At 48.4% G+C, this 12,847-nt stretch carries 15 protein-coding genes; 3 read left to right on the top strand and 12 right to left on the bottom strand.

The genetic code is table 11. The features are described 5' to 3' along the window. Positions 1 to 54: 54 nt before the first annotated feature. The 10 genes from I2G42_RS04590 to I2G42_RS04545 all read right to left on the bottom strand — a co-directional run bounded on the left by I2G42_RS04590 (position 55) and on the right by I2G42_RS04545 (position 8,266). Complete coding sequence (locus tag I2G42_RS04590) at positions 55 to 222, bottom strand: Flp1 family type IVb pilin (protein ID WP_022461946.1); 168 nt, start codon at positions 220 to 222, stop codon at positions 55 to 57. A gap of 50 nt (positions 223 to 272) precedes the next feature. Beyond that, entirely contained in the window at positions 273 to 1,571 is a 1,299-nt protein-coding gene (locus I2G42_RS04585; RefSeq protein WP_055226608.1) for a type II secretion system F family protein, read from the bottom strand. Between the two features lie 71 nt (positions 1,572 to 1,642). Then, the gene (locus tag I2G42_RS04580; protein WP_195530785.1) at positions 1,643 to 2,443 is read right to left on the bottom strand and encodes a type II secretion system F family protein; all 801 of its coding nucleotides are present in this window, start codon (positions 2,441 to 2,443) and stop codon (positions 1,643 to 1,645) included. Next, positions 2,440 to 3,618, bottom strand: coding sequence for a CpaF family protein (locus tag I2G42_RS04575; protein ID WP_055226604.1), 1,179 nt, complete (start codon positions 3,616 to 3,618; stop codon positions 2,440 to 2,442). The genes I2G42_RS04580 and I2G42_RS04575 overlap by 4 nt, the downstream gene beginning before the upstream one ends. Continuing rightward, positions 3,615 to 4,652 (bottom strand): P-loop NTPase family protein, encoded by a 1,038-nt coding sequence (locus I2G42_RS04570; protein ID WP_243277144.1) that lies wholly within the window; start codon positions 4,650 to 4,652, stop codon positions 3,615 to 3,617. Before I2G42_RS04570 ends, I2G42_RS04575 begins: the two co-directional genes overlap by 4 nt. Beyond that, positions 4,649 to 5,317 (bottom strand): A24 family peptidase, encoded by a 669-nt coding sequence (locus I2G42_RS04565; RefSeq protein ID WP_227094224.1) that lies wholly within the window; start codon positions 5,315 to 5,317, stop codon positions 4,649 to 4,651. Before I2G42_RS04565 ends, I2G42_RS04570 begins: the two co-directional genes overlap by 4 nt. A 198-nt stretch (positions 5,318 to 5,515) precedes the next feature. After that, the gene (ybaK, locus tag I2G42_RS04560) at positions 5,516 to 5,998 is read right to left on the bottom strand and encodes a Cys-tRNA(Pro) deacylase (RefSeq protein WP_022461952.1); all 483 of its coding nucleotides are present in this window, start codon (positions 5,996 to 5,998) and stop codon (positions 5,516 to 5,518) included. After that, the gene (locus I2G42_RS04555) at positions 5,998 to 6,870 is read right to left on the bottom strand and encodes an alanyl-tRNA editing protein (protein ID WP_195530783.1); all 873 of its coding nucleotides are present in this window, start codon (positions 6,868 to 6,870) and stop codon (positions 5,998 to 6,000) included. Before I2G42_RS04555 ends, ybaK begins: the two co-directional genes overlap by 1 nt. 19 nt (positions 6,871 to 6,889) lie before the next feature. After that, on the bottom strand, positions 6,890 to 7,417 hold the full coding sequence (locus I2G42_RS04550; protein WP_117509965.1) for a cysteine hydrolase family protein: 528 nt from the start codon (positions 7,415 to 7,417) through the stop codon (positions 6,890 to 6,892). 27 nt (positions 7,418 to 7,444) lie between these two features. Beyond that, on the bottom strand, positions 7,445 to 8,266 hold the full coding sequence (locus I2G42_RS04545) for an alpha/beta hydrolase (protein WP_022461955.1): 822 nt from the start codon (positions 8,264 to 8,266) through the stop codon (positions 7,445 to 7,447). A 211-nt stretch (positions 8,267 to 8,477) separates the two neighbouring features. Here I2G42_RS04545 and I2G42_RS04540 point away from each other — a divergent pair, with 211 nt between their 5' ends. Further along, a complete protein-coding gene (locus tag I2G42_RS04540; RefSeq protein WP_022461956.1) occupies positions 8,478 to 8,738 on the top strand; it encodes a DUF1292 domain-containing protein in 261 nt (86 codons plus the stop codon). Between the two features lie 321 nt (positions 8,739 to 9,059). Here I2G42_RS04540 and I2G42_RS04535 read toward each other — a convergent pair whose 3' ends face one another. Together I2G42_RS04535 and I2G42_RS04530 are read right to left on the bottom strand one after the other, a co-directional pair. Beyond that, positions 9,060 to 9,512: a GNAT family N-acetyltransferase gene (locus I2G42_RS04535; RefSeq protein ID WP_195530782.1), complete on the bottom strand. Its 453-nt coding sequence runs from the start codon at positions 9,510 to 9,512 to the stop codon at positions 9,060 to 9,062. Between the two features lie 16 nt (positions 9,513 to 9,528). Further along, complete coding sequence (locus I2G42_RS04530) at positions 9,529 to 10,863, bottom strand: carboxylesterase/lipase family protein (protein WP_195530781.1); 1,335 nt, start codon at positions 10,861 to 10,863, stop codon at positions 9,529 to 9,531. Positions 10,864 to 11,189: 326 nt separating this feature from the next. Between I2G42_RS04530 and I2G42_RS04525 the strand changes: the two genes are divergently transcribed. Together I2G42_RS04525 and I2G42_RS04520 are read left to right on the top strand one after the other, a co-directional pair. Beyond that, the gene (locus I2G42_RS04525; protein WP_118667032.1) at positions 11,190 to 12,248 is read left to right on the top strand and encodes a benzoate/H(+) symporter BenE family transporter; all 1,059 of its coding nucleotides are present in this window, start codon (positions 11,190 to 11,192) and stop codon (positions 12,246 to 12,248) included. Between the two features lie 26 nt (positions 12,249 to 12,274). Then, positions 12,275 to 12,844, top strand: coding sequence for a phosphoribosyltransferase family protein (locus tag I2G42_RS04520; protein WP_117509969.1), 570 nt, complete (start codon positions 12,275 to 12,277; stop codon positions 12,842 to 12,844). Positions 12,845 to 12,847 lie beyond the last annotated feature (3 nt).

Genomic DNA, 12,847 nt, shown 5'->3' with positions numbered 1-12,847 from the left:
TCCGTACCGGCTTCTAAATTTTTCTTTGGAGTTCCGTATTGGACATTTTCCCGTTTATACGGTGTTGCTCTGGTTTGTGACCTTCTCCATCAGACTGTTGACCAGACTCACAAGCTGCTTTTTAAAGATTAGTACGAGTCCGATCAGCACAACGAGAATCAGAATCACTTCCACAACACCCACCGCATCTTCCTCTTTCCAGAACTCCGATATCAGCTTCATAATTCCCACCTCCCTCTCTTTACCAGCTGTTGTGGGGATAAAAACATCCCCTATGCATAAAAGGACAAAAATGCCGGAACCGTGAGTATGACCAATACAACCGCAAGCATCATGCCCATCGGAAGAAGAAGCTTTGTCGATGCCTTTTCTCCTGTTGTTTTCGCCTGCCTTCTTCTCTCCTCAAAGGCCTCCTGCGATTCCTGTTTCAATAATTCCAGCAGTCCTTTACTGCCTTTTTTCAGATTCTGCGTCAGCAGAACAGCAAGGGAACGATACGCTCCGGTTCCCATACGCATTCCCATGCGCTGGTACGCTTCCTGCTCGGAAACACCGTTTTCCATCTCCTGGCAGGTAAATACAATCTCTTCATAGGCAAAACGTTTCTGCCCGCCAAGCGCCAGATTTTTCCGGTAATCCACTGCAATCCGCTCGAGTACTTTCCGCATCCCAAGCCCGGCACCCAGAAGAAGAACCATTTTGCTGACAATTTCGGGATAATCCCGCAGCATCTGTTCTTCTCTTTTCTGCCTTGCTTTTTCTTCTTCCCTTCCTTTTGCCGCCCAGCAGACTGCTCCTGCCGCCGCGGCAAGTGCCATCAGCTCCAGACCTGTCAGATCCGGCACTTTTGACCATGTTACAGTTTCTCCGTTCAGTGTCTCCGGCAGATAATAAGCTGTTTCTTCGGGATGCGCTTCGTTTTCTTTTTCCACTGCTTTTTTCAGTGCCCTAAGAACCGCATCCCGCCCTTTTATCTCCGGTGGATAGACCTGAACCTTCCGTATATATTCTGTTGTTTCCCCCTGAAGTTCCAGTTCCGCTTTCAGCGTAACCTCCACTCCTTCTTCGGGAATCTCGTCTGACAGCAAACCCCGGCTGTCAATCAACAACGGCCTGTCTGTTTCCCAGCTAAGCGCCACCGGGCTTCCCGGTATTTCCGTAACCAGATCCATGTTTCTGTTTACCGTATGAAAAGACAGATTCTCACCTAAGATGATTTCATCCAGCGCCTCTATCGCCGCACTGAACGCCTCTTCTATCTCTTCTGCGCTGTAAGCTCTTGCAGGTACAGACAGTGTAATTCTTTCCGGTTTCTGATTTCCAACAGAAACCTCAAGTTTTTCCTCTGTCGGTTGGCTGCCTAAGGCACCCCGTTCCAGTTGAAGTTCCGCTTTTTCATCTCCTGAAACTTTTCGCACTCCGATCGGAAGGCAGAGTGCAGTGCCCGCTATAAACCCTGTCGCTGCAAGGCAGAAAATCCGTCTCACCAATTTGTGATCTTCCGCCTTTTTTCTCATCCGGAAATACCAGATGAACAGCCCCGCCCATGCGGTCAGACAAATCCACAACATTTGATTCCTCCCCTTTTTTGCGGACGAATCGTTATGATTCGCAGTCTTACTTTTTAAACTTCAATTGCTTCTTAAAATTCAATGTCCAGAATCTTCTTTCCAAGCACCCATGCTGCCAGATACACGGCAAGGCATCCGCTCATGAAGAAAACTCCGATTACATTCCCATACATCACACTTAAGAATTCCGGAAAGGAAAGCTGTACATATCCCAGAATTCCAAACGGCACAACACTCATAATATTCTGCTCGAACCGCCGGGAAGAAACGCCCGCACGGATTTCCCGCATCGTGTCAATTCTCGTACAGAAAATATCCCACGTATTCTGAAAGATCTCGCAGACATTTCCTCCTGTCCGCTTCGCAATCACCAGTACACTTGCAAACGTCGCAATATCGTCAATGCGGCTTCGCACCGCAAGATCCTGAAACAGTTGTTCCACCGGCACGGAAATCATCATTTTATGACGCATCCGGCGCAGTTCCTGTACCAGAATGTTTTCTTTTCCCAGCGACTGTTCCAGCTGTCCTGCCGCCTCCAACACTGCATTTTCCATGGAATAGCCGGAACGCAGTGCCGTGTGCATCCACGCAATCAGATCCCGGAAGCTGTCGTACAGCTCCTCTTTCCGTCTCTGAATCCGGTTTTTCCGATACGTGTGAAAACATACGATTCCAACCGGAACCACAGCAATGCATGCCCACCACGCCCGGTAACAGAGCAGGTTCACAGCGGCGGCAATCCCAAGACTGATTCCCGCTATTTCGAGATATTCCCGACCGGTAAATTCCCAGATCTGATAGTCAATCCCCTTCGTCTCCTTCTCCTCTGCCATGCCCGTCTTTGCCTGGCTTCCCGCACGTATTCTCATCCTGTTTTCCCCTCCAGTTTTTCTCTGTGTACCAGTTCGCCTGTCTTTTGCAGGCCTCTCCCATATTCTCTTCGAAACAAAGAAACCGTTTTGATTTCGTCCTCCTCCATCCCTGTGATCTCTGCGATCTCCTCCACCCGACGGCTTCCATCCTCTCCGCGTCCTAAATGCACGAGAATTTCGATTCCCGATGCAATCTGGCGGCGGATTGCTTCCAACGGGAGCTGCACTCCCATCAGCACCATCGTTTCCAGACGGGAGATCATATCTTTCACGCTGTTTGCATGTGCCGTGCTCAAAGATCCCGCATGCCCGGTATTGAGTGCGGATAATAATTCAAACGTTTCCGCTCCGCGCACTTCGCCGATAATTACGCGGTTCGGCCGCATACGCAAAGCTGCGCGGATCAGATCGCGGATCGTAATTTCTGTTCCTGATTCCAGATTTGCCTCTTTTGCTTCCAGCCGCACCAGATTCTCCACACCCTGGATCTGCAGCTCTGCATTGTCTTCGATGGTTATGATGCGCTCGCCCTTTGGAATGTAGGCGGAAAGCACATTCAGAAATGTCGTTTTGCCAGATCCGGTCGCCCCGCCGATCATCATGCTGTAGCGGGTCCGGACGAGAGCCTGCAGAAACTCTGCCGCCTCTTTTGTAATACTCCCGATGGAGACCAGAAATTCCATCGTCACCGCCTGCTCCGGAAAGCGGCGGATGGTCAGAATCGGTCCGTTTAATGCGACCGGTTTCATGACAACGTTGACGCGGTCTCCATTTTCCAGCCGTGCATCCACAATCGGATTCTGTTCATTCACCACGCGGTTGCACCGGCCTACAATCTGCTGAATCACATCCTCCAGCTTTTCTGCGGAGGTAAAGCTTTTGCCGTATCTCTCGATTCTGCCGTTCCGTTCCACGAAGATATGCTGATAACCGTTTACCATAATTTCGGTAATTCCCGCATCTTCCAGCAGCTCCTGCAGGACATCGAGCCTCCGCACACTGTAGAACAGCTGTCTGCGCAGCTCCGCCTTCTGTGCCACCGGAAGATACCGTGTTTCTTCTTCCCCTAAAATCAGACCGTCAATCTCTTCGAGAACCTCTCCGTCATCCGGTTCGGATGCGATATCGATCCGCTCCATCAGTTTTCTCCGCAGAATTTCCGGCATTGTCATGTTTCTTCTCCTCTTCTGCCGTCCCGCAGAATCTGACGCACATAGTCGCCCAGCTCGCTCCAGACAAGCTCCTCAAAGTAGGCTTTTCCCGTCCGGTTTGCCGTGTGGAACGGAACGTGGATTTTCCGCATCTTGTCCAGCACCGACTGGCAGTCCCACCGGCGCAGCAAATTTTCAAACTGCTCCATTTTTGCCGCAGAAATCACATCATTCCTTATCGGAACGTAAATTTCATTGCAAAAATCCAGGATCTGATACAAATCCACCACGCCATCCCCGAGGTCGAGAATCAGCACTTCATAACTGCTGTTCTTCTCAATCTCCTGAAACAGCCATTTCCATTCTTCATATTTTGCAGTCTGAATGTCCATCGGCGATGCGGCGGGCGGCAGATAATCCAGGTTCTGCATCGACTGGACCATTCCGCCCAGTTTGTAGATGATGCCCTGATTTTCCTGTCTCGCATAATACAGAATATCGCTCATCCCCCTGTCGTAGCTGCATTCCAGCAGCCGTTCAAATCCGGAATAGCTTTCCATATTGAGATACAGCACTGCCCGCTCCTTCGCCAGAATCTGCCCCATCGTCAGGGCAAACGAGGTTTTCTGCGTCCGTCCGACCGGCGAATAAATGCCGATGATGCGCATTTCCTTTTTCGGCAGCAGTGCAGGCGATGTATCGACACCATTTTCTACGCCGTAGCACGCCATGACCTCGCGGATCACCTTTTCCGACGACTGGTATTTGTAGACCGCCGGATACTGATCCAGCACCGGACTGTGTACGCCCTCAGACAGAATGATAATCTGACGGATCGGATACCGGCGGATCTCTTCTTTCATCGCTTTATCCGAAATCAGAAGAATCTCTGTTTCGTTATTCTTTGCGAACTCCAGAAACATCTCCGCACTGGAAAATGCATGCACTTCGAACGGAATATTTCTCTTCTGGTTCAGATATTCCATAAAATTGCGTGCATATTCCATTTCCGTGTCACAGACTGCAAAAACACTCTTTTTCTTTGCAGTATTCAATAAAATCCCCCAATCCAGAGCAGCACTCCCATCAGCACGGGAACGGAAAAATGGATGCACTCCATGCCCCACTTCCCATCGTAATAGGGAACCGGCTCTGTTTTTTTCTGGTATTTTCTTTTGGTAAAATAAGTTTGGAAATAATTGAAAAATTTGGTAAGACGCTGCGGTAAATTTCCGCAGACGAGAATAATTCCGATAGATAAGACCGCTCCAGACAGGAACGACACAATCATACATTTCAGGATCGCTGGCACACCGAGAAAGCCTCCAACAGCGGATAGGAGTTTGATATCTCCCGCGCCCAGCATATGAAAATAGAACAGAATGTAAAGTGCGAGTATCGGGAAAAGCATCCCAAAAAGAAAAATACCCGCTCCCGCGGCGCCATAGCGGATGAGCTGTGTAACCAGCCCGGCGATCCATGCGGTGATAATCCATTCATTTGCAATTCTGCGTGTTCTTAAATCCATCCATACCGCCCCTGTCGCAACTGTCAGTACCAGACAGTGCTGCAAAGACATTTTGTCTCTCACCTCCCGTTTCGTTTGGGTCAACTTGATTGTGAGGTCATTATAGTTGCCTCTTTTCGATTTGTCCAGCGGTTTTCGGCAATTTTTTCCGGTTTGTGAATTGCCTCCAAAAACGGGATGAAAATTTCTCACACCCAAAAGAAAAATCGTGTGAAAGGTTTTCCGTTTTTCGCGGATTCGTAGAATCGTATCGCAATTTCACCGCTGCTTTTTAGCTATTATTTTATGATCCTTTTTTGAAAGAAATCTTCCAGCCGCATCACAGCAAAAAGAAACAGACCAGAACTTTTTTCTTCGTTCTGGTCTGCTTCCATACAGTTTCTTCTGTTTTTACTGAATAAAATCCGCATACTCCGCTCTGCTGACCTTCTTCAGATCCTCCGGCGCCATGCACAGCGTGGTTCCGATTCTTCCCCCGCTCACGTAAACCTTGTCAAAATTCGCCGCACATTCCTGAATCACGGTCGGATACTGTTTTTTCATTCCGATCGGGCTGCATCCGCCGCGGACGTATCCGCTGACTGCAGTGATATCTTTGACATGGATCATCTCGATGGATTTCTCCCCCACCGCTTTTGCGGCTTTTTTCAGGTCTACTTCCTCTGCAATCGGAAGCACCAGCACATAATACTGCTTGCTTTTTCCCTGTGCCACAAGCGTTTTAAATGACTGCTCGACCGGCGCGCCGGTTTTCTCTGCTGTGTGAAGCCCGTCGATAAATTCATCGCATTCATATTGAAGAACTTCGTATTTGATTTTCTGGCGGTCCAGAATCCGCATTGCATTTGTTTTGATTTCTTTTTCTTTTGCCATTATTTTCTCTCCGGTGCTCCCTGCAGTGCATACAGTTCTTTTTTGAGCTGTTTGATTTCTTTTTTCATCTCAATATTTTTCTGTTTCAGCCGTACGACAGCATCCCCGGCTTCTTCCGGTTTTACAGAAAGTAAACGTGCAATGCCGAGGGTATTGATGTGTTTTAAGCAGTAATCCGCATACGCTTTTTCACCGGAAAGCATGGTCACGCGAACGCCGCCTTTGTATTTCTGGGCACTTAAGATTTTAATCAGACGGATTTCCCCTGTTTTTGCAACGTGGGTTCCACAGCACGCACAGCTGTCGTAACCTTCGATCGTCACAATCCGCACCTGGCCCTCGATCTCTTTTTTGCTCCGGTAATCCATGGTTTCCAGCTCTTCCTTTGACGGATAACTGATCGTAACCGGAACATTTCGAAGCACGGCTTCGTTTGCCTCCTGCTCCACATCGTAGAGCTGCTCCTCGGTCAGAACGCCGTCAAAATCAACGGTAATGACATCACTTCCCATATGGAATCCAACGTTGTTGAAACCGTAAATCCGATGCACGATACCTGACACGATATGCTCTCCGCAGTGATTCTGCATATTGGAAAAACGTTTTTCAAAGTCAATTTTTCCAACTACCGTTTTGCCCGGCTCGAGCGGTGCTTCCACGGTATGCCAGATTTCGCCGTCGATTTCCTGTACATCCGTTACAAAAATTCCATCCAGCGTTCCCTCATCTGCCGGCTGGCCGCCGCCCTCCGGGAAAAATGCGGTCTGATCCAGCAGCACGCGGTACATGCCGCCCTCGCAGACGCTCCGTTCTACGGTTGCCTCAAATTCACCCAGGTACGCATCCTGATCAAATAATCTTGTTGTGCTCATAATTTTTCCTCTTTTCCGTCTATTCGTTTACAATGTCAATCTGGCACATTTTCATAGCTTCCAATGCATTTTTATGACTCTGCGGCGTTACGCCCGCGCACGCGGATGCATCGACCGAAATCGGCACTTCCGGATAAAATGCTTTCAGCAGCATGGCATTGGAAATCACGCAGATGTCGGTGCAGAGTCCCACGAGTTCAATGAATTCCGGCACGCCGCCTGCCAGTTTTTCGATCTCCTCCGGCAGATTTTTTGCACCGAAGGTGATTTTATTCATCACCACGGCCTGTTTTTTCTCCGCCATTTTCTGAATTGTATCCTGCAGTGCATGACCCTTCGTTCCTTCGATACAATGCTCTACCGGAAGTTTTCTGCCCTCGGACGTTTCCAGATAATCCGCAAAATGGGTATCTCTGGTGCAGATAACAGCTCCGTCAAACGAATCCATCACCTCTGCAACGCGGTCAACAATCCCGACCGCCTCTTTCGTGCCGAGACTTCCGTCGATAAAATCATTCTGCATATCTACTACAATTAATACTTTCATCTTTGTTCTCCCTTCTGGGACATTTTTTTATAAATGCTGCATCCAGCTCAGTGCCAGTGAAATCCAGCTCTGGCACTCTTCGCGTACTGCGTTCTGGTATTCATAGCTCTGTGTCTCCTCGCTTGCAAGGCCAAGGCCGTGGCCGCCGACCGGATAAATATGCATTTCTACCGGAATCTCCAGTGCATGCAGTGCAGTAAAGAACAGAATGGAGTTTTCTACCGGCACGCAGTCGTCCGGCGCGGTATGCCACAGGAAGGTCTTCGGCGTATCGAGGCTGACCTGATTCTCGAGAGACATCTCGTCTACCAGCTCATCGTACCGGTCTCCCAGCAGATTGGTGAAGGATCCGCGGTGCGCTTTCGGACCGGATGTGATAACCGGGTAGGATAACAGCAGACCGTTCGGACGAAGCTGCTCTGCGTCTACGCCAAGTTCTTCTGCAAGGAATGTTTTCTTTTTCCAGAACACACCGTACGATGCTGCCAGATGGCCGCCTGCGGAAAATCCCGCTACTACTACTTTGTTCGGATCAATATGATATTCTGCCGCATGCTCCCGCAGATGTGCAACGGTCCAGGCAAGCTGGCGGAGTGCCGTCGGATAGTGAGCTGCCGGAGCAACACTGTAATGCAGAACAACAGCGTGGTAACCGGCTCCGACAAACTTCAGCGCAATCGGCTCTGCCTCACGCTCGGACACCCATTCATAACCGCCGCCCGGGCAGATCACGATGACCGGACGCACGCGTTCCGGAGCAATCTCACGCGAGTTGTCCAGAAAATACGTATATAATTTTGCAGTTTCTTCTGTATCTTTTACTTTGACATCTAATACCTGATAATTCATAAATTCTTCCTTTCCCCCAATTTTTCCGGGCATGGGCACGGCCACAGCCGCCAATTTTTACTCTGTTGTCATTATACCGTATCAGCGCAAAATATCAAGCGTATCACGCCAGTCACTTTTTTCTTTTCAAATTCACTTCCTCATAGTATAATAATTTTAAATTTGCATGTTTTTGAGCGGCAAATAACACACCAAGGAGGATATTGCAATTATGGATTCCAATCTTATTGTCCTTACCGATCAGGACGGAAATTCTGTCCGTTTTGAGCTTCTGGATATCGTAGAATACAAGGAGGATGAGTACGCAGTTCTCTATCCGGCCGACGGCGGCGATGACGAACCGGTACACATTCTGCGCATCATTTCCGAGAATCTCGATGTCAACGAAGCCGAGTTCGAAGGCCTCGATGACGATGAACTGATCGACACCATTTATCAGATCTTCCGCGAGCGCAACGATCTGGACGACTGATTCTGCCACGCAAAAAGAGCAGCATTTTTACCTTTCACACGTCGGTAAAATGCTGCTCTTTCTTTATTCTAATTTTTCCTCTTTCTTTGTTTCAATCCACAGTCGGTAATTTCACAGAGTCTGACATGTCAGCAAAATGCTGACTGTGGTTTGCCTCATGTCAGTGGGGGATACCGATTTCTCTCCGCCCGCCACTGCCGTTAACTTTCTTATTTGCAATTCATCTCACCACCTATAGAGGTGAGAGAATCCTTGCTATTATTTGTTGAATATTTTTCCAATATCGCAGCCAGTGGAGAGAATATCTCTTTCTGAGGGACATTACAATTTATACTGCATAAAATTCCCATTGTGCACAAATCCAAAATCTGTATACAACTTAACGCCCATATCCGATGCCGTAATCTGTATTGTTCCGCATCCATATTCTTTTGCATCTTCTATCACACGGGACAGCAATTCTTTTGCAATACCTCTTCTTCGATACGCCGGATCTGTAAACATACTGGACAGTAATCCAATTCTGCCGCTCGGGCATTCAAAGTATGGAGGTTTTTCTACAAATGACATTCCACTTGTTGCGATGATGCTCTCTCCGTCAACAGCAATCCAAGATACAAAAGTACCATCCGCCATATGACGTTCATAGTAATCTTTTAACGCAGGTGCTAAATCAATTTCTTCTTTTGCCCCCTCTTCGCGAAGCTGATGGATTCTCATCTGAATGAAAAAATCCAGTTCCTTTTGGGTAAGTCTTTTATATTCGATTGCCATTTTTATTTCCTTCTGCTTATTTTCTCACATCCAGCACCTGCACATACGGGTCGTCCTTTGTGCATGGTTTCCAGTCGTCTTTTCCCTCTGCGTTCGGGTTTCCGGTTTTCATGAAATTGGTCCAGTCGTCCATCATTTCTTTGCTGAGGGCATAGTCGCCTTCGGTTTTCGGGCGCCAGCTTCGGCCCAGGGTTCCGAACATGTACCAGAGTTCGGAGGAATGGAACGCTCCGGCGTCGTCACCTAACAGGGCACGGGTGAAGTAGTAAACGTAAGCCGGTTTTCTTCCGAGTTTTTCCAGCGCAAGGCTCCAGTTGATGCATCCCTTATAGATGCCGCCGTGCTCGCCTTTTTCTTTCATCTCCGGGAACACACCGATGTCGTCTGCAGTTGAACCGAGCATATATGGGATGTCCTTGATTTTTCCTTCGGTTACGGCATCGTTATAGCCGCAGGTCAGCAGATGATTGTCGATGTTCGGTACGAAGCTCAGCATTCTCGATGGATTTACGCGGCCAAACTCCTCCTGCAGCTCCACAATTTTCTCAGCCGGAATCGCACGCAGTTCTTCCAGCGATTTTGCTCCGCTAAGCTCTACAAATTCCTGGCCGATGGTTTCTGCCTCGGAAAGCGGCATATCGCGGTTCAGTCCGGTGTCGTAGCCGCCGGCGCTCTGGAAAATGGCTTTGCTGATCCAGTTTTCAGTCAGCGGAGAACTGACGAGTGTCTGTACGCTCATGCATCCCGCGGACTGGCCGAATACGGTGATATTTTCCGGGTTGCCGCCGAATGCTGCGATATTTTCTTTTACCCATTTCAGTGCTGCGATCTGGTCGAGAATCGCGTAGTTTCCGCTTCTTCCGACACCGCTCTCCTCGGACAGCCACGGATGTGCCAGAAATCCGAAAGCACCGAGACGGTAATTGATCGTAACGAGAATCACGCCGCGTTCGCAGTAAGCAGATCCATCAAATTCGGATTCGTGGCTGAAGCCGTGCATAAACGCGCCGCCGTGAATCCAGAAAGCAACCGGCAGTTTTTCATCCACTGTATTTGCCGGTGTCCAGATATTTAAGTACAGACAGTCCTCACTCTGCTTCATGCCGAATTCCGGGTCGAGATAAAATTCTTTTCCATAGAAGGAGTCCGGCTCATGCTCGGTCTGCGGGCAGACGCATCCGAAATGATCCGCCTTATAAACGCCCTCCCAGCACGCCGGCTCTTCCGGCGGGCAGAATCGTTTTTCGCCTACCGGCGGCTTTGCGTACGGAACGCCGCGGAATACGGTGTAGCCTTCTTTTGGTGTACCATGAATCTGTCCATATTTTGTTTTTGTCTCTGTAATTGCCATAAGTAAAAATCCCCTTTCCGTTTCTTATAACTGTGATAAAAACCCTCATACAGCTTCAGTATAGCAAATCTTTTTCTTCGCTTCTATATGCACAATTCCAAATAATGGCACCCAGTTTTGTAACTATTGATTATTGGTTATGCAGACATTTAAAAATCCTCTTGATTTATTAGCACACAGAAATAATAATATTTTGTATATAAGATTGACTTATTATCACTGACAAAAACTTTTCATGACTGATCTGGTTTACTTTGACCGGTTTTGGTGCTACACTTCTCTTTGCTTCAAAACGACATATTTCATAGTGAGGAGGAGTATTTAGTATGAAATCCATTTTAACAGATCTTCTGGCAATCATCGGCGTTGTGCTGAATGGTCTGCCGCAGGGTCTTCTTGCTCTGACGTTTGGATTTGCATCGGTTCCGACGGCGCTGGCATTCTTTGTTGGTGCGGTGGGCAATACGATTACGCAGAGTGTCGCACCAATTTCCTTCCAGGCGGAGACGATCACTTACGCCGGAACGGCTGGAAAAGACCGTTCGGAACGCTGTACAATGATTTTTATCGGCGGTGTGATTATGGCTCTGATCGGAGTGTTTGGACTGCTGACAAAAATCGTAAACTTTGTAGGTGAGGATGTTGCCTATGGAATGATGGCCGGTGTCGGTATCATTCTGGTAAAGGCCGCGATCGATATGATCAAGAGTGATGCCATTTCCGGCGGTGTTTCCCTGGCCGCAGCACTGATCACCTATTACTTTACCAAAGACAGTGCCAATACCCTGGTTTATACCATCGTCATTTCCGTTGTAGCATCCTGCATTGCCAATGCATTTTTCAACAAAGAGAAATCCAGCATTGTCGTAGAGGATGATAAATTTGTCCGCCAGAAATTTACAATCAATGCCAACGTAATTCTCGGCGCACTCGGTATGGTCTGCCTGAACATTGGTTCCAACATTTCCTTCGGCGGAATTACCGCAGGAATGGCAACCGGTGGAAATTACAACGTCGATAACCTGACCGTGATTTCTTCCCTGGCCGATATGTTTTCTTCCTTTTTCGGAGGAGCCCCGGTTGAGGCAATCATTTCCGCAACTGCCAATGCACCGCACGCTGTATGGGCTGGTGTCATCATGATGGTTGTGATCGGTGTAATTCTGCTTCTGAAACTGCTTCCGAAAATCGGAAAATTTGTTCCGTCTTCTTCGATCGCAGGTTTCCTGTTTGTACTCGGTATCTTCAAAACCGTTGTACTGGATGCGCCGTCTGCCTTCGCTGTCAATGCAGCCGTCGGCGGAACCACAATGGTTGTCACTGCAGTAACAAACCCGTTCCTCGGAATGCTGGCCGGTGTTGCTGCAAAACTGCTTGGATTATAAATTCAGTAACATAAGAGGAAAATCGTATGAAAGAATACAGCATGGAGCTCTGCGGAGTGAAAAGAACACTTCCATTTATCCCGATCAGTGAGGAGATGGCGTTTGCAAGCTTTGTTGTCCTTGGTGACACCGAGCTGGTAAGTGCATGTGCGCCGGAGCTGGCCGCAAAAATCGGAGAAGTCGATGCCATTGTCACCGCAGAAGCGAAAGGTATTGCCCTAGCGTATGAAGTAAGCAAAGAGCTGGGCCATAAAGAATTTATCGTTGCACGAAAAAGCACAAAATCCTACATGAAAGATGTGGTTTCCGCATCCGTTCATTCGATTACAACAGCGGGTGAGCAGCATCTTTATCTGGATGGAAAAGACGCAGATAAAATCCGCGGCAAACGTGTCTGCCTGCTGGATGATGTCATTTCCACCGGCGAGTCCCTGCACGCACTGGAATGCCTGATGGCGAATGCCAGTGCAGAGGTTGTAAAAAAAGCAGCGATCCTTGCTGAGGGCGATGCTGCTGATCGAAAAGATATTGTATTTCTGCAGAAGCTTCCGTTATTCAAAAAGACGGGCGACGGAGAGTACGAAGTCATCGAATAATTG

Source organism: Fusicatenibacter saccharivorans (assembly GCF_015557635.1).
Classification (GTDB): domain Bacteria; phylum Bacillota; class Clostridia; order Lachnospirales; family Lachnospiraceae; genus Fusicatenibacter; species Fusicatenibacter saccharivorans.
Note: the sequence above shows the minus strand (reverse complement) of the source record. Positions and strands in the feature narration are given on the sequence as shown.

Coding starts and splice junctions, on each gene's coding strand:
- I2G42_RS04585 (WP_055226608.1), bottom strand. CDS start 1,571: ATGTTGTGGATTTGTCTGACCGCATGGGCGGGGCTGTTCATCTGGTAT.
- I2G42_RS04555 (WP_195530783.1), bottom strand. CDS start 6,870: ATGAGCACAACAAGATTATTTGATCAGGATGCGTACCTGGGTGAATTT.
- I2G42_RS04590 (WP_022461946.1), bottom strand. CDS start 222: ATGAAGCTGATATCGGAGTTCTGGAAAGAGGAAGATGCGGTGGGTGTT.
- I2G42_RS04580 (WP_195530785.1), bottom strand. CDS start 2,443: ATGAGAATACGTGCGGGAAGCCAGGCAAAGACGGGCATGGCAGAGGAG.
- I2G42_RS04530 (WP_195530781.1), bottom strand. CDS start 10,863: ATGGCAATTACAGAGACAAAAACAAAATATGGACAGATTCATGGTACA.
- I2G42_RS04525 (WP_118667032.1), top strand. CDS start 11,190: ATGAAATCCATTTTAACAGATCTTCTGGCAATCATCGGCGTTGTGCTG.
- I2G42_RS04545 (WP_022461955.1), bottom strand. CDS start 8,266: ATGAATTATCAGGTATTAGATGTCAAAGTAAAAGATACAGAAGAAACT.
- I2G42_RS04540 (WP_022461956.1), top strand. CDS start 8,478: ATGGATTCCAATCTTATTGTCCTTACCGATCAGGACGGAAATTCTGTC.
- I2G42_RS04535 (WP_195530782.1), bottom strand. CDS start 9,512: ATGGCAATCGAATATAAAAGACTTACCCAAAAGGAACTGGATTTTTTC.
- I2G42_RS04550 (WP_117509965.1), bottom strand. CDS start 7,417: ATGAAAGTATTAATTGTAGTAGATATGCAGAATGATTTTATCGACGGA.
- I2G42_RS04520 (WP_117509969.1), top strand. CDS start 12,275: ATGAAAGAATACAGCATGGAGCTCTGCGGAGTGAAAAGAACACTTCCA.
- I2G42_RS04575 (WP_055226604.1), bottom strand. CDS start 3,618: ATGACAATGCCGGAAATTCTGCGGAGAAAACTGATGGAGCGGATCGAT.
- ybaK (WP_022461952.1), bottom strand. CDS start 5,998: ATGGCAAAAGAAAAAGAAATCAAAACAAATGCAATGCGGATTCTGGAC.